Annotated in this window: 22 protein-coding genes; 2 read left to right on the top strand and 20 right to left on the bottom strand. The window is 37.6% G+C overall.

Annotation, left to right across the window (positions count from 1 at the left end):
- From L3081_RS11960 to L3081_RS11940, 6 genes are all read right to left on the bottom strand, one after another.
- Window positions 1–852 (bottom strand): amidohydrolase family protein, encoded by an 852-nt coding sequence (locus tag L3081_RS11960; protein WP_242286386.1) that lies wholly within the window; start codon window positions 850–852, stop codon window positions 1–3.
- Window positions 853–855: 3 nt separating this feature from the next.
- Window positions 856–1884 carry an aldo/keto reductase gene (locus tag L3081_RS11955; RefSeq protein WP_242286384.1) on the bottom strand — a complete coding sequence of 343 codons (1029 nt, stop codon included), beginning with the start codon at window positions 1882–1884 and terminating at the stop codon, window positions 856–858.
- A gap of 14 nt (window positions 1885–1898) precedes the next feature.
- Entirely contained in the window at window positions 1899–2630 is a 732-nt protein-coding gene (locus tag L3081_RS26905) for a UxaA family hydrolase (RefSeq protein WP_274620509.1), read from the bottom strand.
- A complete protein-coding gene (locus tag L3081_RS26900; protein ID WP_338027314.1) occupies window positions 2596–3090 on the bottom strand; it encodes a UxaA family hydrolase in 495 nt (164 codons plus the stop codon). The genes L3081_RS26905 and L3081_RS26900 overlap by 35 nt, the downstream gene beginning before the upstream one ends.
- Window positions 3090–3392 (bottom strand): UxaA family hydrolase, encoded by a 303-nt coding sequence (locus L3081_RS11945; protein ID WP_242286382.1) that lies wholly within the window; start codon window positions 3390–3392, stop codon window positions 3090–3092. Before L3081_RS11945 ends, L3081_RS26900 begins: the two co-directional genes overlap by 1 nt.
- A 538-nt stretch (window positions 3393–3930) precedes the next feature.
- The gene (locus L3081_RS11940; protein WP_242286380.1) at window positions 3931–5280 is read right to left on the bottom strand and encodes an aminotransferase; all 1350 of its coding nucleotides are present in this window, start codon (window positions 5278–5280) and stop codon (window positions 3931–3933) included.
- Between the two features lie 129 nt (window positions 5281–5409).
- Between L3081_RS11940 and L3081_RS11935 the strand changes: the two genes are divergently transcribed.
- Both L3081_RS11935 and L3081_RS11930 read left to right on the top strand, forming a co-directional pair.
- Window positions 5410–6339, top strand: a complete 930-nt coding sequence (locus tag L3081_RS11935; protein ID WP_242286378.1) for a LysR family transcriptional regulator — start codon at window positions 5410–5412, stop codon at window positions 6337–6339.
- A gap of 151 nt (window positions 6340–6490) precedes the next feature.
- A complete protein-coding gene (locus L3081_RS11930; RefSeq protein ID WP_242286377.1) occupies window positions 6491–8245 on the top strand; it encodes a hypothetical protein in 1755 nt (584 codons plus the stop codon).
- Between the two features lie 344 nt (window positions 8246–8589).
- Here the strand turns inward: L3081_RS11930 and L3081_RS11925 are convergent, their stop codons facing one another.
- The 14 genes from L3081_RS11925 to L3081_RS11865 form a co-directional block, all read right to left on the bottom strand.
- Entirely contained in the window at window positions 8590–9087 is a 498-nt protein-coding gene (locus L3081_RS11925) for a thrombospondin type 3 repeat-containing protein (protein ID WP_242286375.1), read from the bottom strand.
- On the bottom strand, window positions 9047–10237 hold the full coding sequence (locus L3081_RS11920; protein WP_242286373.1) for an alpha/beta hydrolase family protein: 1191 nt from the start codon (window positions 10235–10237) through the stop codon (window positions 9047–9049). Before L3081_RS11920 ends, L3081_RS11925 begins: the two co-directional genes overlap by 41 nt.
- Before the next feature lie 46 nt (window positions 10238–10283).
- A complete protein-coding gene (locus L3081_RS11915) occupies window positions 10284–10778 on the bottom strand; it encodes an alpha/beta hydrolase family protein (protein ID WP_242286371.1) in 495 nt (164 codons plus the stop codon).
- A gap of 347 nt (window positions 10779–11125) precedes the next feature.
- Window positions 11126–12106 (bottom strand): MFS transporter, encoded by a 981-nt coding sequence (locus tag L3081_RS11910; RefSeq protein WP_242286369.1) that lies wholly within the window; start codon window positions 12104–12106, stop codon window positions 11126–11128.
- A gap of 10 nt (window positions 12107–12116) precedes the next feature.
- Window positions 12117–12356 carry a hypothetical protein gene (locus tag L3081_RS11905; protein WP_242286368.1) on the bottom strand — a complete coding sequence of 80 codons (240 nt, stop codon included), beginning with the start codon at window positions 12354–12356 and terminating at the stop codon, window positions 12117–12119.
- 22 nt (window positions 12357–12378) lie between these two features.
- Window positions 12379–13050: a sulfotransferase family protein gene (locus L3081_RS11900; RefSeq protein WP_242287025.1), complete on the bottom strand. Its 672-nt coding sequence runs from the start codon at window positions 13048–13050 to the stop codon at window positions 12379–12381.
- The gene (locus L3081_RS29070; RefSeq protein WP_420839727.1) at window positions 13025–13198 is read right to left on the bottom strand and encodes a sulfotransferase; all 174 of its coding nucleotides are present in this window, start codon (window positions 13196–13198) and stop codon (window positions 13025–13027) included. The genes L3081_RS11900 and L3081_RS29070 overlap by 26 nt, the downstream gene beginning before the upstream one ends.
- Entirely contained in the window at window positions 13131–14045 is a 915-nt protein-coding gene (locus L3081_RS11895) for a tetratricopeptide repeat protein (RefSeq protein ID WP_242286366.1), read from the bottom strand. Before L3081_RS11895 ends, L3081_RS29070 begins: the two co-directional genes overlap by 68 nt.
- A 171-nt stretch (window positions 14046–14216) precedes the next feature.
- On the bottom strand, window positions 14217–16334 hold the full coding sequence (locus L3081_RS11890; RefSeq protein ID WP_338027354.1) for a TonB-dependent receptor: 2118 nt from the start codon (window positions 16332–16334) through the stop codon (window positions 14217–14219).
- 44 nt (window positions 16335–16378) lie between these two features.
- Window positions 16379–16648, bottom strand: coding sequence for a hypothetical protein (locus L3081_RS11885; protein WP_242286362.1), 270 nt, complete (start codon window positions 16646–16648; stop codon window positions 16379–16381).
- A 110-nt stretch (window positions 16649–16758) separates the two neighbouring features.
- A complete protein-coding gene (locus tag L3081_RS11880; RefSeq protein WP_242286360.1) occupies window positions 16759–17604 on the bottom strand; it encodes a carbon-nitrogen hydrolase family protein in 846 nt (281 codons plus the stop codon).
- A gap of 127 nt (window positions 17605–17731) precedes the next feature.
- On the bottom strand, window positions 17732–18493 hold the full coding sequence (locus L3081_RS11875; protein ID WP_242286358.1) for an aminotransferase-like domain-containing protein: 762 nt from the start codon (window positions 18491–18493) through the stop codon (window positions 17732–17734).
- Between the two features lie 130 nt (window positions 18494–18623).
- Complete coding sequence (locus tag L3081_RS11870) at window positions 18624–19619, bottom strand: aminotransferase-like domain-containing protein (RefSeq protein WP_242286356.1); 996 nt, start codon at window positions 19617–19619, stop codon at window positions 18624–18626.
- 29 nt (window positions 19620–19648) lie between these two features.
- Window positions 19649–20017, bottom strand: a complete 369-nt coding sequence (locus tag L3081_RS11865; RefSeq protein WP_242286355.1) for a hypothetical protein — start codon at window positions 20015–20017, stop codon at window positions 19649–19651.
- Between the last annotated feature and the right edge of the window lie 6 nt (window positions 20018–20023).

Below are 20023 nucleotides of genomic sequence, written 5' to 3'. Positions count from 1 at the left end.
CTATAGTCGGTAAAAATTTTTCGCAGCACCCGACCAAATATTTTCTTGATCTTGTTTAGGCTGTTTTGCAATAAACTTGGCAGCAATATCAAACCACGATGAATAGTCACTTGTTAGATTGACTACTGGCCAATCGCTGCCCCACATCAATTTATTCGCACCAAAACAATTCAATAGATGCGTCATATAAGGCTCAATATCAGCATAGCTTGCCTTATCACCTGCCTCGGTGACTAAACCAGATAATTTACAAAAAACATTCTTGTTTTTAGCTAGCTGTGCAATATCTTCTGCCCACTGTCGGTTTATCGAGTTAGCAATATCAAAACCTAACGCTTCCGCTATTTGTGGTTTACCACCATGATCAATAACAACATGCAATTTAGGGTGGCGTATTAATAGTTTTTGTAAGTTTTCTAAATGCATTGGTAGTACTAAGGCATCGAAACTCAACTCATTATCTTCTAAAAAGGCAAATACTGGCGTTAACTCAGATTTAAGCATCCAGTTAACATCATCTATCTCTTGGATCATTGGCCTGATCCCTTTAAAATAAGGGTTCTCCATAAACCAAGTTAACTGCTCCAATACTTCAGGGCCTTCCATATCTACCCAACCAACAACACCTGAAACAAAACTTTGGGTATATGCTTGACGAAACATAAAATCAGTTTCAGCCAACGTCTCCGCAGCTTGCACTAAAATGGTATCACTGACATTGGCGTGTGAAAGCTCACGCTTTAGATCTGTAGGCATATAATCACGGAATAAAACACCTAAATCTTTGGTGAGCCAGGTATAGTCACCACGAGATAATTGCCAAAAATGTTGGTGAGAATCAATGCGCTTCATAAACTACTCCGCAGCTCCTTTTGGTACAGGAACATCTGGATATAATAAACCTGCATTTTGTAAGGCAAGCCAGAACTCGGTAGGAATATTTATTTGCATTTGCGCTACGGTTGTTTCAACACGGCTCGCTGAACTTAACCCTGGAATAACACTGACAACAGCCGGATGTGCTAACGGAAACTGCAGTGCAGCTGAGGCTAATGGCACATTAAACTCTTGGCAAATATCTTCAATTCTTGCCACAGTTTTAATAATACTTTCACTCGCAGGCTCATAATTATAATGTGGAACAACACCTTTTTTACGAACACCTGTAGCTAAAATTCCTGAATTATAAGGGCCACCAAGGATGATAGAACTGTTTTCTTTAATACACCTTGGTAAAAAGCTCTCTAAAGATTTTTGCTCTAATAACGTATAGCGACCGGCTAGTAAGAAGCAGTCAAAGTAGCCATGATCCATAGCTTGTTCACACACTTCATATTCATTAACGCCTAAACCAATAGCAGAGACTAAGCCTTGTGAACGTAGCTCGTCCATGGCTTTATAACCACCTTCCATGGCTATTTTGAATAAACGTTCATGATCATCTCCATGCGTTGCTCGGCCAATGTCGTGCATATACAAAATATCAATTTTTGATAGACCTAAACGCTGAATACTGTGTTCAAAAGAGCGCATAATGCCATCATAAGAATAATCATACTTAGGCTCAAATGGCATGGGTGAGCAAAAACCGTATTTATCTTCGGCTTTGGCACAAGGCTCTAGAATTCGCCCCACCTTTGTTGATAAAACGTAATCTTTACTATCATAATTTCTTAAAGCATTACCTACACGGCGCTCACTTAAGCCAAAACCATAATAAGGTGCGGTATCAAATTGATTAAGTCCTAATTCCATTGCTTTGTTAATACTTTCATCAGCCGCACTATCAAGCATTGGATGATAAAGGTTACCCAAAGTAGCAGCCCCAAAACCTAACTCGGTAACTTGTAAACTGGTTTTGCCTATTTGTCTTTTTTTAAACATCGTTAATTACTCAACTACCTAACTGTGGGTAAACATGAAGGACCAATAGCTTCAAACTTTTTATAGGTTAATACAAACTCTTGATGGCCTAAGACTTCTGATTTAGACTGCTGACCTTGCGCTACTTTTACTACCAGTTTATATATTTCATCACCCACTTGTTGTACTGTTGCTTCGCCATTAATAACTTTACCGGCATTAATGTCCATATCGTCTGATAAGTTCTCATAGGTTTCTGGATTTGCACATACTTTTATTACCGGTGATATGGCAGAGCCAACGACTGAACCTCGGCCAGTAGTAAACAGAATTAAATGAGAGCCTGAAGCTATCATTTCAACAATTTCTGCACTATCAACAATATTGGGGAAACCAAACATAGGATCGCCATCTGGAACAACATCCATCAAATATAATCCACCTTGTCTTGGAATATCACCTGGCTTGATTAACCCATGTATTTTAGAACTTCCAGATTTCGCGTAAGCTCCCATAGATTTCTCTTCTTGGGTAGACAAACCGCCTTCAGCGTTACCGGGAGCAAAGCTGCCGTAACCCATTTTGGTGTAATATTGTTCGGCTTTTTCAACCGATTTCATTATTTCTTCGCCAAGCTCTGGTGTGATAGCACGCTCTGCCATAATTTGTTCACAGCCAATTAGCTCACCTGTTTCTTCAAAAATACAAATAGCATCATCTTTAATAAGTTTATCAAAACAATGACCTACCGGTTGGGTTGGCGCCAATACCGGTACCATCTGAGCCACCACATATAGTACCTACCACCAATTCACTCATATCCATTGGCACTATTTCAGTAGACTCAGCTGAAACCAACAGTTCACGAACACTTTCAATGCCCGCGTCGATTGTTTTTTTAGTACCACCTGATTTTTGAATAACTAAGGTGTCAACTTTTCTACCACTTGCCTCAATAGCATTGGCTAGTTGTTCACGGTTAAATCCTTCACAGCCCAACGAAACAATAAGCACACCAAATACATTAGGATGAGTACAAAGCCCTTCCATTATTTTTAAAGAGTATTCATTTGGATAACAGCCGGGAAAACCAATCAACTGCACGTCACTATTATTTGAGACACTCACAATAGCTCTAGCAACATGATGTGCACATTCAACTAAATAGGTTACTAAAACAACATTACGTATGCCTTTGCGTCCATCAGATCTTAAATAACCTTTCACTATTCTTCCCCTACTTTGCTTTGTCTGGTATGGCTAGCTATATAATCACTTTTCATATTGTGCATATGAATATGCTCACCAAACGTAATATCTTGAACTGCAGATCCAATAGACACGCCATACTTAATAATTTTTTCGCCTTTTACTATCGCTTTTCTGGCAATTTTATGACCAACGGTTATATCAGCAGTCATAGTCACATCAACACCTTCTAAGTTTGTTGATTCACCGGCAAGTAACTGCTTACAGCAAACAAAAACATTATCTGCATCATTCAATAAGACAAAGTGCTTATTAATCATTTCAAAGTCCCAACTAAAATTATTTATTGCTATTGCACATTTTTAACGTTTGTGCGCACCCAATAAGTACTAAAAAACTAAGTCATACCATTGAGTCAGCTTCAATCGAATTATGATTTAATCATCAAAAATAACTTCCGTCAATCATTTTGTGTGTTTTTATATTTAAAACTACACTGTATTATTTTATTAGATACTTATATAAACGCTTTAAAACACAAAAACCGTCGTTAAAACACCGTTTATAACAATATAAAAATACATTTTAAATACAAAAGGTAATATTTCTAATCTGTAATGAATAAACGGGGCGCAATGAACTTGGCAACCGTATGAAAGAATAGGATTAAAATCTGATTAAATCTTGGGGATGGGTGGCAAGTCATACTCTTGAGCTAAGCTCAAAAATAAAACGTTTATATACCACACCACCTCAAGATGCTCGTTTCTTGCATCTTGAGGTGGTTTGAATATCGTTATGACAAAGCGATTATTCGAACATTTTGGTAACTAGTCTAACTGTAACTAACAACACAGCTTAAACAATATATTTATTTTTTGAAGCAAAAATAAAGGTTTCATCTAACGCTTGTTGCAAAATAAATATCATTTCATCAATTTCCGGTTTTGTGATGATTAAAGGTGGACAAAAAGCTAAAGAGGATCCGGCTATTGCACGAGTGATCATGCCGAGTTGTTGACAAGACTTCATGGCAAAATTCCCCACTTCGCCATGAGAGAATGCTAAACCTGTTTTTTTATCGGCCACAAGCTCAACCGCAGCAATCATGCCCTTTCCTCTAATTTCACCAATTAACGGATGATCTTTTAAGGTTAATAATTTAGTTTGCATATATTCGCCAACATCAGCAGCATGATCAAAAATATTATCTCGTTGATATATTTCTAACGTTTTTAATGCTACCGCACACCCCACTGGGTGTCCGGTATAGGTAAATCCATGTCCAAAAACACCAACCTTATTACTCGGTTCAACTAACGCTTGATAAATGTCGTCGCTAACCAATGATGCGCTTATAGGGAAATATGCTGACGATAGCTGTTTTGCTAATGTCATTAAATCAGGAGTTTTGATCCCCATAGTAGTACTACCAAAATCATTTCCAGTTCTGCCAAATCCTGTGATCACCTCATCAGCCCAAAACAAAATATCGTATTTTGCCAAGATAGCTTGCACTTTTTCATAATAACCTTGCGGAGGGACAATAACGCCACTAGCCCCCGTTATAGGCTCAACAATAAAAGCAGCAATAGTTTCAGGGCCTTCTTTAATAATAAGTTGTTCTAAATTATTAGTAATTCGGTTAACAAATTCAGTTTCAGATTCCTGTGGTTGAGCGCCACGGTAATAATGCGGTGCATCTGTTCGTAAAACACCTAACGCATCAAAAGGTAAATCAAAATGAGTATGATTTACAGGGAGCCCCGTTAACGATGCTGAGGCAATTGTAACACCATGATAAGAACGTTCTCTGGCAATTATTTTATATTTCTGTGGTTTACCAATAGCATTAAAGTAATATCGTAATATTTTAATATGCGTATCATTAGCATCACTTCCTGAATTACCAAAAAATACCTTTGCATTTTTCATTGGTACCATTGATGACAATTTTTCCGCCAAATCAATACCAACTTGATGCGTTTTACCGCCAAACATATGTGAAAAAGATAATTTACTCATTTGTGCATTTGCTGCATCAATTATTTCTTGATTGTTATACCCCAATGAAGCACACCATAAACCGGCCATGCCTTCTAAATATTTTTTACCTTTATTATCAAAAATATAAATACCATCGCCTCTTTCTATAACTAGGTCACTTGGTTTTTTTAAGTTGGTCGTTGGGTAGATAATTGGGCTCATGATTATGAATTACTTTATTGATTAGGTTTCCTAAAGGATAAAAGGATAATCAGTTCGTTTATATAATTACTTGCTATAACTTACATTTGGATATACAAATGTAATAGTTAGTTTAATTTAAGGATAATCATGGGGAAAAAGAAAGCAGCATTATCAAGGCAACTTGCCGATATTGATCTACGTTTATTGAATGTATTTAAAGCCGTTGTAGATTTTGGCGGTTTTAGTGCTGCAGAAATTCCACTCAATTTAGCTAACTCAACTATTTCTAATTATATTTCTGATTTAGAGAAAAGGTTGAATATGCACTTATGCGAACGCGGACGTGCCGGTTTTAGACTAACAGAACATGGGCATATTGTTTATAACGCTACGGTGGATTTATTAGCTGCACTGGAACAATTTCGCACAACAATAAATCAATCACATCATCGACTTTTAGGTTTTCTACACATAGCCTTTGCTGAACACATGTTAGGTGTACATGGTTCTTGCCTAGTTAGCGCTCTGCGAGCCTTTACTGATATAGCACCCGATGTAGAAGTAAAAATAAGCACCATGAGCTCTGATGAAGTAACTACTGCTGTGCAAAATAAAAAAGTTGATGTTGGGGTTACCGTCTTATCCGAACGATTTAATGAATTAGAATCCATATCCCTATTTTCAGAAAAAATGCTTGTGTACTGTGCTGATGGGCATCCACTTTATCACCAAAATAAAATATCGCCACAAGATTTGCAGCAATATTCTTTTGTTGAATCACCGCGCTTAATGCACGGGCGTGAACCCCACCCAGACATGATGTTATGGAAAAAAACAGCAAAAGCACATCATCAAGAAGCAAGAGCTACACTTATTTTAAGCGGGGCGTATCTTGGTATTCTACCTAAGCATATGGTTGCTAATTGGGGGGTAAAACATAAAATGAAGCCTTTATTTGACGAGCTTTATGGTTATCAAAATACCTTTAAGGCAATTCGACTTAAAAAAGGAACAAATGAATTAATTACCAATGCTTTTTTTCAATGCTTAAAAGTCGCTGTTGGGGACAAATCTTAACGTTAACTTCCTTACAACTGGCACTACCCCTCTTTATGTTCTGGTACTACAACTTAATATGACAACCTTTATGATAGTTGTAAGCTTGTATGTTAGCTATCTCACAAATCTCACAAGATCATGAATTTAGTTTTTTAATTTAGGTATTTAAATGAATGTATTAAAATCAATTACTCTCTTTAGCCTTTTTCTTTTAAATGCCTGTGGCAATGGTGGCGACCAGAATGTCAAGAATTCACCATCTGTAGTTCAACCAACTATATCCGCACCTACAGCAGCACCTACAAGAAGCGAAGCAAGCTTTGATTATTTAAATACAGACTCAGATTCAAATAATGCCTTCTCAACAAATGCTTTTTTACCTGACAATCCTTTAAAAGCGACTAATATTTTCGAGGGAAATTTAACAATAACGGGTACCCCTATATTTAAACAAAACTATGGTTCATCTAGTGATTTACCAAAAGGATATCGGCAATGGCCTAGCTTTTCTTATGCTTTTGTACAAGACGGCGAACGCTTAATTCCTGTCGATAGGGGCCATGGTTTTATCGGTACTGCTGCTTGGTCTATCACCGGTGTGGGAGCCGTTTGGGATGAAGCAGATGACAAGGGTTTTACTAGAGCCGCCTTTCCATATACGCTTAAAGAAAACAATCAAAACTGTGAAGCAAATGGATTAGCAACCTTTTTGTTTAAAAATGATGGCTCAATCTCTAATGTTCACGTACAAAATGTGAGCGAAACTTGCAAATTTTACGGGTTCGAATTTTATGGTACGTTAACTGCCCATTACAATAATTATACTATCGAAAACAAAGCTCAAGTAATCAAGGATAGAGATATTGAAGAGGCTGCAAGAATCCCTACTAAGCCTTTGTCTGAGCTAGTCATCGACTATCCTGGTGTTGATTTAGCAAATTATGCCTATGCCATTAATGCAGCAGACTTAAATGGTTATAGCATTTTAGTTAATAATATTAGCTATAGCAAAGGTTGCAATACACGCTATGGCGACCACCCATATTGCGCTGAAAAAACGATAGGTATTTATTCATTTACTAAAACACTTCATGGTTTTCTTGTAGTTGCCGCTATTGAAAAACAATACCCAGGATTTAAACATTTATTTATTAAAGAATTAGTACCCGAATGTTCAGATAACCGATGGGACGGAGTAACCATTGAGCATGCACTCGATATGGCAACAGGAAATTATCAATCCCCCATTTTTGAGGTTGATGAAGCAAGTCATGAAATTATTGATCATTACTTTATTCCCACGACAAGAAAAGAGCGGGCATACTTCGCATGCAATGGCCGGCCACAGCAAGTTTCTCCAGGCACTTACAGTGTTTATCACACCACAGATACTGAATTAGTAGGTTATGCCGCTACAGCCTTTATCAAAAGTAAATTAGGAAAAGACAAAGATGCCTTTAATGACATCTTAATTCCACTTTATAATAAGATAGGGTTAAGTCATTATATTCGTGGTACACAACGAACTACGGATACTCATGAAGCATGGGGAGGTTATGGCCTTTCGGCGACATTAAATGATGTCGTTCGTGTTGTTCAATACATCCGAGATGAAGGGGTAAGTGGTGATTTACTCGACCCTGTCATGATAAATGAAGTGATAACAGGTGAAATTAAAGGACTGCCATCTAATACTAATAATTTACATTATGACAATGGCTTTTGGCGCTTACACATTGGTGCTATTACTGACATGAGTGCCTGTGGTAGAGCTACACAAGCACCTATGCTTTCTGGTTTTGGTGGGCATACTAGCTTGATTTTACCCGAAGTCATTATCACCCAGATGACAGATAGTGGCGCTATTGGTTTAGGAAAAACGGTTACCGATGTATTTAATAATATAAGCCATGTGTGCCCATAGATATCAGCTTGTTTTTTAACTTTTGTTAGTTTCCTACGTCACATATACAATGGAGTAAAAATACTTGCTGCTAAATACCATGGCTAATGACACCACGCCATCAGACGTGGTGTATTTCATTACTAACCTGAGCTCGGCTTAACAAATGTTTCTCTAGCAGCTATTTTTCCTTACTTCTGCGTTAAACTTTCTTGCAATAGGCCGGCTATTGACGCGAAATTTTCCTTGAATTAAGAAAAACTATCAAGCTAGAGATATATTAAAATAATTTTTACTTTTATTTCAATTTGTTAACTATCTTTTAAACCGAGTTCAGGTTAACTAACCAAAACTTAGTTTAACAATTAAGGACAACTACCAATTTCATAGTAGTTTGCTGATGTTTCTGCCAAAGTTGTTAAAGAATAGATATTGTAGAATCCCATATTTTCTCCTGAACCTATCGAGAACGTATAGAAACCATTTGTGGTCGCTCTGCTTGCTTGCACATGGGCATAGTTACTCGACGTTATGTCAGTACAAGTAAAACTGCCATTTGGCGTACTGTCACAAACATTACCTATACCGTCGTTATCATTATCCGCTTGACCTGCGTTAGCATTGTTTGGGCAATTATCGACACTATCAACAATGCCATCATTGTCAGTATCAACAACACCGCCATTAGGCGTACTGTCACAAACATTACCTATACCGTCGTTATCATTATCCGCTTGATCCACATTGATATCGTTAGGACAATTGTCCGCGCTGTCAGCAATGCCATCATTGTCAGTGTCTGGGTTACCATTACCTCCACCGCTACAATTTTGGCTTAAACCAAAGACAGCTTGGCGCACCATCGGCTATCCACTGACACTGATTAGTACCCGAAGGATATTCACGCATAGTAAAGGCTGCGGTGCCAAATTCAAGGTAACAGGCTGAATAACCATTGCCCCATGTAATGTGTCCTTCGTTAATATGAAGGTTGTAATCACCAGTAACACCTGCATCAATAGTAAATTGAACACTGTCTGTACTTGATAATGAGCTAGCATCGGTAGCAGTTACTGTGGCGGTATTACTGCCACCAGGTAAGCTACATTTTTCTGCAGTATATTGATTTCCGTTAAGAGCGGCAGTGATATTGCCATTGGCAAAATTAACAACAACCTGGGTTAGATTTTGGTTAACGTCAATCACTACACCGGTAATCGTGGCGCATTGTCCTGAAACTGCTGCACTAATACCTGATAACGTAGGTGGTGTTGCCGGAGGCTCTGGCCCTACTCTGGTTGTGATAGAAACAGCATCTCCTGCTTTATTTTCATTATCTGTTGCAATGGCCGTAATTTGATATAAACCATCATTTAACACACTTGTAGTAGCGCTATACGAATTGTTACTACTATTTACGCTGCTATTTAACGTTTCAATCACTACTGGCAAGCCAGAATCTAACGCAGAAACAGTTAAAGCAACATTAGTCACACTACCTTCAGTATCAATAGCATTGCCACTAATGATTAGAGTACTATTATTTTCAATAGCGCTATGATTGCTAACTACAGGACCAGAATTTCGATCAACACGTTGGTTATTGTCAGCAAAAAACTGACCTAGATAATCAGCAAAATTAATACTGTCATCAGCAATGTAATCACCCGAAGCGCCGGCACCACCAGACCAAGAATGATCTAAGTTATCAAACCATAGCATGCTTACTCGATTGTTTTCCCATAAGGTTTCTGAAGCAGTATGTCCCGCACCTTCACTAATATTATTCGTGCCTGACAGTTGATTAACCCCATAAACTGTAGCAAAGCCATTAGCATTTTGTTGGTTATAACAAGTGTTTACCGTAGTGTCTGCTGTACCATGCCCTATTGCTGCTATTTGTGTAGCAAAATGACTTTTAGCTGAGCCAAAGATAACCTTCACATCGAGATTTAAACGTTGAAGTTGATACAGTTTCACAAGTAGTAATAGCACCATTTGAGCTTGTGCCAATGGTAGGGCCAAGACTTGGCGCGACTCCGGCAGAAAATATCGGGTGCTAAACAAGCGGTTTGCGCTGACATTGCCGCACCAGAAGATAAGCCGGAATATAAACTTGGTCAGGGTCAATACTTCTACTAGTATCGCCACTTAAGGTATTGGCTAGACTAATGAGATTTTGATAGTCGCCAGAGGTACGAGATACCGTTCCTTGCCAATATGACCGGCAACTGTAACCTGCTTTATTCATAGCATCAGGTAGCGCGATAACCATGCCATGAGCTTCAGCTGCGTCTTCTAATTTTGCCGTTAGATAATTATTAATGGGTTGAACGCAACCATGTAGAACTATCAGTAAAGATTTACCTGTGCCTATAGTTGAGTTTGAGTCAGGTGTGTAGATATGAACATTATTAAATCCCCCAATAGCAACATTTTGTTGCCAACTGCCCGCCAAATTTTGAGGTGAAAAAAGTACCAATATACTAATTAAAGCATTGGCTAATAATTTCGATTTATGGTGTTGTAGTTTTTTTAATATGTGTTGTTTCATAAAGAGCCTATTGTTGTTTTATTATTGACTTTTTTAGTGTTATTTTCTCCATAAAATGTTCGAATCGATTAAAATTAGAACTGCATTAGATTAGCTAATTAAAAGACAAAAATAAGTGGCTCTTTAGTGCCATAAGGAATATCAGGATGAAAAATGACCATACTTGGCTTACTGGCAATAAACCGGCTAATGACACGTAAATTCACCTTGAATTATGAAGAACTTTCTCACCATAGTGAATAGAACATAGAGTATAATTAACCTTAACTTTCAATAAATTAAGGTATTATTAAACAAAATTGAGCTTAAATAGAGTTAGAACAAATAAATATGATGATTAGTTAATATCAAGCCTTCTCCGGTTTGAAAACGACAATAGCGCATAACACAAGTCCAACTACGGCAAAATTGATGACTTGTTGATAATTTTCACCATGAAGCATAAGCGCGGCAACCATAGGACCTGATGCCAACCCCATTTTCGAGGCAAACCCACCAAGTGCAGCCATTTGACCGCTTTTATCAAGCTCTGAACAAATACCAAACAAATAGGGCAAAACAAATGCCCACGTGATGCCAATAATTATATTTGCCATCAAATAAACCATCTCACTGCTGCTAAAATGTAAAAGCCGGCTGCAAAAAGCGGTAAGTACAATAGCAATAACCAAAGGTATGGTTCGACCATACTTAGTGCCAATAATTATCACTAAAAATGCGCCTATTAATGCAACCCAACTGGCAACACCTAAGGCATTACTCATAAATTCCATCGATAAACCATCCGCTTTACCTAAACTGATCATATAAGCAAATAATCCCATATTGGCAGCTTGAAATAAGAAAATACCAAACAAGTTTAACTGTAAGGGTAAATATGACGACTTCTGTTTATTTAGCTGCTCACCTAGTGTTGGTTTAGCTAACGTTTCAATTGTATAGTGAGGTAAAAAAGGCAGCATAATCAAGGTCACTATCGTAAAGGTGACCAAAGAAGCAAATAAAGCACTAGTGCCGTATTCTGGCACTAGGCCAGGTAAAAACATGATACCCAACCCACCTAATCCCCACTGAATTAAAAGTAAATAACCAAAGGTTTTATCTGCTTCAGATGTTCTTGATATGATACTAAAGCCTATCCCTACCAACAAACCTCCTGTTAAGCCGTGTATTGCTCTTATCGAGATCATGGTAATAGGCTCCGTAATAAAAATACACGAAGTATCTATTACAATAAGCGTTAATAATAAGACGTAACACCAACGTTGCCAACAAATGTGTTTAATGAGAAACACAGCAGATAATGCGCCAATTGCTGCACCATACAAATTGGCAGAGCTAACAAAACCAAACTTGTTGACTAGTAAACGCCAATCCTTCTTTTAAACCATTAACCACTGCAGGCATAATATTAATGTAAAAAATACCGGCCGTAGTTAAAAATGCCAAAATAATCCGTGCAAACATACCGTTGGGTGTTACTTTTATTTTATCAAAATAATTTGTTACCTTTTGCGGCGTCGGAGAATGGTTATTTACGGACTGACTGTTAATACTTTTACTACTTTGCTCTGACATTGAATGCTCCGAACAGGGGTTATTAATCACAATAGATACCCGCCTGTTCTAATAAATGTTTAATGGGTAAAAGCTCTTTTTCAAATTGACGCCATTTTCCTGTTGAGCTTTTATAAATTTGTTGCCGTACTTGTGTTGCACTTGCTGTTGTTGAGGGTGCAGGATTATTTTGAAAATCACTACATTGTATTTGCCAATCAAGCTGACAATAAGTTATTAATTTCTGTGCTTGCCCCGACAAGTCATTAACCACATCTTCATAGGCCACGGGGTGTATTACATTCGGAAGTTCAGCATACCAATGTTGCATCATTTTATGGTGCTCAATAAAGTACTGAGCGAGTTCAACTAGATCATAAGAAAATGGATAACCATTAGTGAAAAGTTGTTTATAAATAGAGTAACAAGTATCCATAGGATGGCGTGTAACATGAATAATTTTAGCTTTAGGAAGTGCTAAATGTATTAGGCCTACATATAAAGAATTTAACGGTAGTTTATCGATAAAATATTTGGTGTGTCCTGTTTCAGGCCGAGTGCTGTTAATGTAACTTTCACCTAATGTTTTAAAATTAACTTTACTGGTTAACGCCACTAATTCCGCGCTAGATTTTGGCGGTATTGTTGTTACTTTTTTTACTTCATCCATCAAACACAAAGCAAAATTATTAAGCTCTCCAAAGACTAAAAACATCACTATGCGCTCCTACAATGCGCTCAACTAACGTTGAACCCGTTCGAGGTAAACCTAAAATAAAAATAGCCTCATTATTATCACAAATTTGTAATGACGTTTGCTTTGTTTCTAAATAAGGAAGTGTTAAAGGTTTTTCTGATCTCATGTAAAGTAGACAAATCATGCTCAACATCATACTGCATTCGGCCACGTCGCGTTTTTGCGCCCTGCTTAAGCTGATTAAAACTTTGTGAATACAAAGCTAAATCTTCTAATTCTTTTGCTAAAGAAAAATGTATTTGTGCTTTAGCAATAGGATGTGTAATCCCTTCTGATAACAGTTGTTCAAGCTGTTCTATATGATTGTTCTCATGAGTCTGCTTTTTCAAACTAGAACGCAAAAGATAAGCTTCATAATCTTGTGGATTCAACAAAATAGCTTGATTTAAATGTTGCTCTGCTAACTCGATTTTACCTTGATAGCGTTCAATTGAAGCTAAATTAAAATAAAGTTGAGCGCTTTGCTTTGCCTGCTGCTTTTCATTAACAGTGCTTTCACTAACTAGAATTAAGGCTTGTTGGTAATAAAAGCTTGCTTGCTTATAATCCGTTAGCTGAGTGAACATAACAGCAAAATCACTACACATTCTAATGTTATTCAATGATTGGTTTTTAAGATTTTCCACCAATTTTATGGCTTGAACTTTGTCAGACATCGATAATAAAGTCATCACCTTTTGATATTGCCATTGTAAATTATTAGGCTGTAAGTGAATTGCCTTATCAATGGTATTAATAGCAATTGATAGCTGTTTGAGCTGAAAAGCTAAAAAGCTAGTCGCGTACCGGCCATCTGCATTCATTGGAAAATCTTGATTAATGTTTTGACAAGCTTGTTGCGCTAAAGACACGTTTCTTTCGTTAATATAAGTCCAAGCTTGATCTAGCCTTGACTCAATATCATTCTGGTTAGTGGGCAGATTAGCGTTAAAGAAATTATTATTATTAAGCATACAATACTCAGCAAAAGAAAAGTGTTACAACAACATAACTTTTTGTGTTATCGCTAGCAACTGGGACATTCGTTAACAAAACCAACGACGCTGCTGCTAGCAATCATTTAAAACTTATAGGTTGCCGACAAGCCGATAGTTCTTGGTCGGCTGATATAATCTTTAGATGAGTTACCTAAAAAGTTTTCTGTTTGGGTCTGTGCCCATCGCACTTTCAGGAATAATGCCCGTTACACCGTCTTCATTAAATAAATTTTTAACGTAGAGCGTTACATCCCAATCATCCGCACTAATACGGGTGCTTACTCCCCAGATAGAAAAAGCATCAATATCTGCTTGATATTTACCCTCACCTAAAGCATTAACTGTATCAGATTGAAAATAACCATTTATTTGGCTAATCCAGTACATGTCATTATCCAGTGTATGAGTATAGTCGAGTGAAACACTGATCGTGCTTTCGGGTGTTGATGGTAACCGAGTACCATCAGACGCGACTAAATACGTTGGATCCGTTGCACTAATCCCTGAAGGCGCATAAAAATCATCAGTTAATTCTGCTTTAGCATACGCATAACCTACAACATAATGTAAATCGTCTGTTAAGTAACCTTGCAACTCTAATTCAATTCCAGACGTTTGAGCCGATTGACCATTAGCTACAGCAAAAAATCCCCATGACGTTGCCGTATTTAACTGTGGGTCTTGCCAATCAATTAAAAAGGCTGAAACGGTATAACTATGTGCGCCACCATCTAAGTAACCTTTAACACCAAACTCATAGTTGTTCACCGAATCTGAAGTATATTGCTGCCACTCAGGCCTTTCTTGTAAAGAGCCACTTAACGGTACAGCGTTGGCTCCGCCACGACGATAACCTTCAGCGTAAGTTGCATATAACATGGTGTCGTCAGATAAATCGTAAGAAATATTCCCTTTGAACAAGGTATCACTCTCATCAGTATCAAAGTTTGGTTCATCACTTAAAAATGGCCATATAGGCAATGAAAGTACGGTATTGTTAGTAAATGTATTATCAAAATAACGAGCGCCAACGGTTGTCCGTAATTTGTCTGAAAAATGATAAGTGAGTTCACCAAAAATAGCGGTATCTTTAAAGTTTTGGTTTCTGACATAATGAAAATCATTGTCAGTATAAACCATACCAAAATCCCCCATGGTATCCCACCATGATGGATAAGCAGCAAATGCCCACTCCTGATATCCTGGCATATAACTGTCTTGTGTTGATAGGGTATCTTGATCCATATAATAGGCCCCAACAACCCAGTCTATATTAGCTTTTCGTTTGTTCGATACTAGTCGTAATTCTTGCACGAATGCATCTTCTTTGTAACCACGGTCAGCCATTGCTAAAGGACGTGGAGAACCATAATAAAGGTCACCAAACCAATCGTTTTGGGCGTAAAACCCTGTGTTATCGCTAATCGAATTACCTTCATGTGAATATTTCGACGAACTTGAAGTCAACGTTGCAAAGCCTAAATTCCACTCTACTTCTAACGTTGTTAATGATACATCACGATCTGATGGCTCTAATAATACGGCACCATTTTCATAATCACCGTAAGATTGCTCGCTTCCTTCAGTCCAATTTGTGCCACGTGTCACTTGACGTCGGCCACCAATTTCATCATTTTGGAATTGATAAGCTAATAATAATTTCAAATCATCTGTAGCTTCGAACAATGCTGAGATTCGACCATAAGTAATATCAACAGTATCCGCATCTTTGACACTTCTAAAAGTATTGCCACCCGTTGCTAAATCACCATTACTTGTCAGGGCATTGTAATCACTCGAAGGAATAAAACCACCTGTTGGATCAAAGCTAGCCGAAGGACTAGATGCCATCGGCGCTCGGGAATTATCATTTAAGTTATATACATTCGTATAATCAACAATGCCATCATTATCAATTTTTCCAACATTAGCACGAATGGCAAAATTATCTAAAATAGGTAAATTAAGCATAACATCAGTATTTAAATTAAAGCCATCTGAGCCTTCAGCTTGCCCCAAGTTAACACTGGCAGAGCCACTAAACTCATCTACATCAGGACGATTCATTCTATATTTAACCGTCCCCGCTAAAGAGCCTGAGCCATATAAGGTGCCTTGTGGCCCACGCAATACTTCAACCATTTCAACATCTTTTAAAATGAAATTGGCGAACATCGGCGTGTCATTAATATAAGAAGCAACGGTCGGTACAGCAGACAAAGCAACATCACCATTTGAGCCACCATCAACATTAACCCCACGAATAATAACACCATTAACAGCGCCAGAATTTCGATAACCACGGTCAACTACGGTAATACCACCACATTACGCATAAGATCTGAAGCGTCAATAATACCAAGACTTTCAAGTTCCTCACCAGAAACGGCTGAAATATTATACGGAATTTCTTGAATGGTTTGTGCACGGCGGTTTGCGGTAACTTCTATTATTTCGATTTTACCTTTTTCTGCTACTGGCGCATCGGCTGCATTAACCTCAATCGATGTAAAAGACATCAATAAGGCAGCACTAACTGCACTTGATACTACTGATTTACTAAATATTGTTTTGTTCATGATATTTCCCAGAATCTATTGTTGTATTTTTAGACTGAATTTAGGTTAGAGCAATCAAACCACATGGCATAGTGCCAGTTTTAGACTTGTTATAGGTCCAGATTTAGTGATTAGCTTTTTGGGATTTTTAATTCGCCAAGTTTACTTAACTCACTGCTTTTACGATTATTTTTCGTAGCAAAAGCAAAGGATATTGAGTTATCTCTAAAGCTCTTCAGTGGTTGCCCTAAACCATGCAGGCCTCGCTCTCGATTACGACGAACCAAAGCAAAATCAATTTCAACGGGAAATATTTCTTTATTGATACCTGCTTGGTGAATAACGCTACCATCAGGTGCTACGATGATAGACTTTCCATTGCCATAGTCACCTAAGCCATTAACAGCAATCACATAACATTGATTCATTGCTGCTGTAGCCTCTGCTATTGATAATTCAACGTTCCGATCTATCGTGCCGGTGAGCGTTGGGTAAATAAGTACCTCAGCGCCTAAACAAACTAAGCTGCGTGCTACTTCTGGAAACCAAAGATCGTAACAGATAGCCACACCTATCCTACCTTGAGGCACGTCAAAAACAACAAAATCCTGACCGCAAGAAACCCCCGTTTCATAAGGGCAAAATGGATATATTTTACGATAACGTTGAATAACAACACCTTGATTATTAATCACAGATGTTGTGTTAAATATATCATCACCATCTATTTCATAATCTGAGCCTGGTATAAGCCAGATATCAAGCTTTTTAGCTAACTCACAATAAAATATTTCTGCTTTACTGGGCAGTTTTTCAGCATATTTTTTTTCCGGGCCGTAAGTTAAAAGTTCACTGAGAACAATCATATCTACCCATGGAAAACGTTTTTTAGTTTTAGTAATTTCTTCACCAATGGTTGTTAAATTATCACCACAAGGAAGTGAAAGTTGCATACCTGCAATGGAAAAATGGCTCATTAAGTAATTCTCAATGTCATATTTATGAAGCTAATTTAAGTTAAATCTACTGTACTAAGTTTAATTGATAAAACGATAGTGCCAGATGACTACTGGTTGTGGGTCCAGATTTGAATAAGGTATAACATCATTTTTTTTGTGCCATAAGCGAGGGGGAACGGTTAAGATAATCTAACTGACGAACAAAGCAGTAATTTTGATCAAACCATTTCATTTCATTACCGTCCATAATGACATAAAAGCCTTTCACTTCACCATAGCCCCATAAATTCCACTGGCGATAATAAATATCCCCGTCTACCCACCATCGACCAATATCAGATTCACTATTCTTTCCTCCTGTTTGCCCCACCATAGTACCGTCATTTAAGAGTTCTATAATGCAGGGAACGCCATAAACCATCTGACACTCCAAAACAGCACCTGATAATATTTTTTTTAGTGAATAATGGGTTAATAAATGACCTTTGGCATCAGATAACTTTTCTTCAAATTCAGCGATCAATTGGTGAATCAACTCAGCAAGTTTACTAACCCCTGATCGAATTTTATCGGTGGGAATACTAGTAATCCCCATACGGAAGCAGTTTTCAGGATAGGCTGAACTGGCAAAATAACGCTTAACTGGCTCTATTAAAATACCTATTTCAGCTGCTTTTTCTCGCAAATAATCACCATCAAGTTCCTTAGGCCCTGTAATCCAATACGCAGTCCCCCCTTGAATAGGCCCAGTATCGATACAATTAGGCAAGTAAATGTTTAAGGCTTCTCTTAACTCCAACCAACGCTCAAAAAACACTTTATGCAAATGCATCATAAACGCATCGTAATAGCCTAAAGATAAAAAATAAGCAACAGCCCGTTGATTTGACAAAGGTGGATTACGCATTACCATTTTCCGTAGTTTTTTAAGTTCAATTACAACCGTCCTATCCGCAACAATAAATGCTATTTGTACGCCAGAAGCTAATACTTTTGATAAACAAGAAATGTAAACTACACGATTATTCTTATCTAAACTACGGAGTCTTTGGATGAGGGTGCCCCAAAAAATTACTCTCAAATTCGAAATCGTCTTCAATAATTAAAAAGTCATGTTCTTGGGCTTTTTTAAGTAATTGATCACGCCGTTCCATTGACATAGTAATACTGGTAGGTGTTTGATGGCTTGGTGTTGTGTAAATAATGTCGCAGTCATTGAGTTTGTCATCCACTACTACTCCTTTATCGTCAATTTCTTGATAAACCAACTTAGCCCCTTGTTGTAATAATAACTCCCTCATTTCAGGGTAACCTGGCTCTTCCACTGCTACCGTGACAGAATCATCAACAAACAGTTTGCTGATTAAATGTAACGCTTGTTGTGTACCAACCGTGATTAATATTTCTTCTCTACTTGCTTGAATACCTCGACGAGGTAAAATCTTACTTCTGATTTCGTCAAGCAACATAGGGTCATCTTGCAAACCTTGCAATTCAGACCATTGATAAATTTCACCACTGGCATTAGCGCGATTGTTTACATCACGCCATTCCTTAATTGGGTAAAGTGACGAGTCAAATTTACCGTCAATAAAAGGAAAACTATATCGCCTCCAATTTACGGGACAAGAGGTTTCACTGGTAGTTAATAAGGCACCTTTAAATTTGTAATTGTTTCTTCGTGGGTTATTAGCGCGGACAGTGCTAACTGATTTCGTTTTTTGATTATAGTTTTCACTCTCTAATTCTGACAGTTTGGGAGTAATAGTGACATAACCTTTATGGATATCATTACTAACAAAAATGCCACTTCGTTCTTTTGAAATTAAATAACCTTCGTCAATTAAAGCTTGATACACTAAAACAATAGTATTTCTCGAAACATTAAGTTGTTTTGCAAGCTTACGAGATGAAGGGAGTTTACTATTAGAAGGAAAAGAGCCAACAAGAATACCTTCCACCATTTTCGTACGAATTTGGCTTTGTAAACTTTCCTCAGCTTTATGATTGATATGTATTAATCGACTAATCATTTTGTTATTTAAACCCTTTTTTTACCAATTTAAAAGAAATACTTGGCCTGTAACATAAGAATACCAATACCACCATAGCCAGACATATAAGGAATCCAAGTTTCTGAACTACAGTTATCCATGACAGATGACGCGCTTAGGTCATAAGCCCAAAAACCATTATTATACATACTGGTTGGCGTACTCTCAGAAGAATCTGTTGCTAAACCACGATCACTACTATCACGTTGTAATGCTGCATTTACCATATCAACATCTAAAACCTGCACACCATTTATTTGGCCGCTATCTGTATTTAACATCTCTGCCAATTTTACTGCATCGTCTCTATGATAAAATAAGCCTAAAGCAGTTACAGCAGCCGATTCAGTATCTTGAGTTCTAATCGTTTGATTCATTGACGG

The sequence above is a fragment of the Colwellia maritima genome (assembly GCF_022669015.1).
GTDB classification, from domain to species: domain Bacteria; phylum Pseudomonadota; class Gammaproteobacteria; order Enterobacterales; family Alteromonadaceae; genus Colwellia; species Colwellia maritima.
This window is presented reverse-complemented; position numbering and strand designations above follow the sequence as displayed.

Excerpts from the sequence above, each read along its gene's own strand:
- L3081_RS11960 (WP_242286386.1), bottom strand. The coding sequence starts at position 852 with ATGAAGCGCATTGATTCTCACCAACATTTTTGGCAATTATCTCGTGGT.
- L3081_RS11955 (WP_242286384.1), bottom strand. The coding sequence starts at position 1,884 with ATGTTTAAAAAAAGACAAATAGGCAAAACCAGTTTACAAGTTACCGAG.
- L3081_RS11945 (WP_242286382.1), bottom strand. The coding sequence starts at position 3,392 with ATGATTAATAAGCACTTTGTCTTATTGAATGATGCAGATAATGTTTTT.
- L3081_RS11940 (WP_242286380.1), bottom strand. The coding sequence starts at position 5,280 with ATGAGCCCAATTATCTACCCAACGACCAACTTAAAAAAACCAAGTGAC.
- L3081_RS11935 (WP_242286378.1), top strand. The coding sequence starts at position 5,410 with ATGGGGAAAAAGAAAGCAGCATTATCAAGGCAACTTGCCGATATTGAT.
- L3081_RS11930 (WP_242286377.1), top strand. The coding sequence starts at position 6,491 with ATGAATGTATTAAAATCAATTACTCTCTTTAGCCTTTTTCTTTTAAAT.
- L3081_RS11925 (WP_242286375.1), bottom strand. The coding sequence starts at position 9,087 with ATGGTGCGCCAAGCTGTCTTTGGTTTAAGCCAAAATTGTAGCGGTGGA.
- L3081_RS11915 (WP_242286371.1), bottom strand. The coding sequence starts at position 10,778 with ATGAAACAACACATATTAAAAAAACTACAACACCATAAATCGAAATTA.
- L3081_RS11905 (WP_242286368.1), bottom strand. The coding sequence starts at position 12,356 with ATGTCAGAGCAAAGTAGTAAAAGTATTAACAGTCAGTCCGTAAATAAC.
- L3081_RS11900 (WP_242287025.1), bottom strand. The coding sequence starts at position 13,050 with ATGTTTTTAGTCTTTGGAGAGCTTAATAATTTTGCTTTGTGTTTGATG.
- L3081_RS29070 (WP_420839727.1), bottom strand. The coding sequence starts at position 13,198 with ATGAGATCAGAAAAACCTTTAACACTTCCTTATTTAGAAACAAAGCAA.
- L3081_RS11895 (WP_242286366.1), bottom strand. The coding sequence starts at position 14,045 with ATGCTTAATAATAATAATTTCTTTAACGCTAATCTGCCCACTAACCAG.
- L3081_RS11885 (WP_242286362.1), bottom strand. The coding sequence starts at position 16,648 with ATGAACAAAACAATATTTAGTAAATCAGTAGTATCAAGTGCAGTTAGT.
- L3081_RS11880 (WP_242286360.1), bottom strand. The coding sequence starts at position 17,604 with ATGAGCCATTTTTCCATTGCAGGTATGCAACTTTCACTTCCTTGTGGT.
- L3081_RS11875 (WP_242286358.1), bottom strand. The coding sequence starts at position 18,493 with ATGCGTAATCCACCTTTGTCAAATCAACGGGCTGTTGCTTATTTTTTA.
- L3081_RS11870 (WP_242286356.1), bottom strand. The coding sequence starts at position 19,619 with ATGATTAGTCGATTAATACATATCAATCATAAAGCTGAGGAAAGTTTA.
- L3081_RS11865 (WP_242286355.1), bottom strand. The coding sequence starts at position 20,017 with ATGAATCAAACGATTAGAACTCAAGATACTGAATCGGCTGCTGTAACT.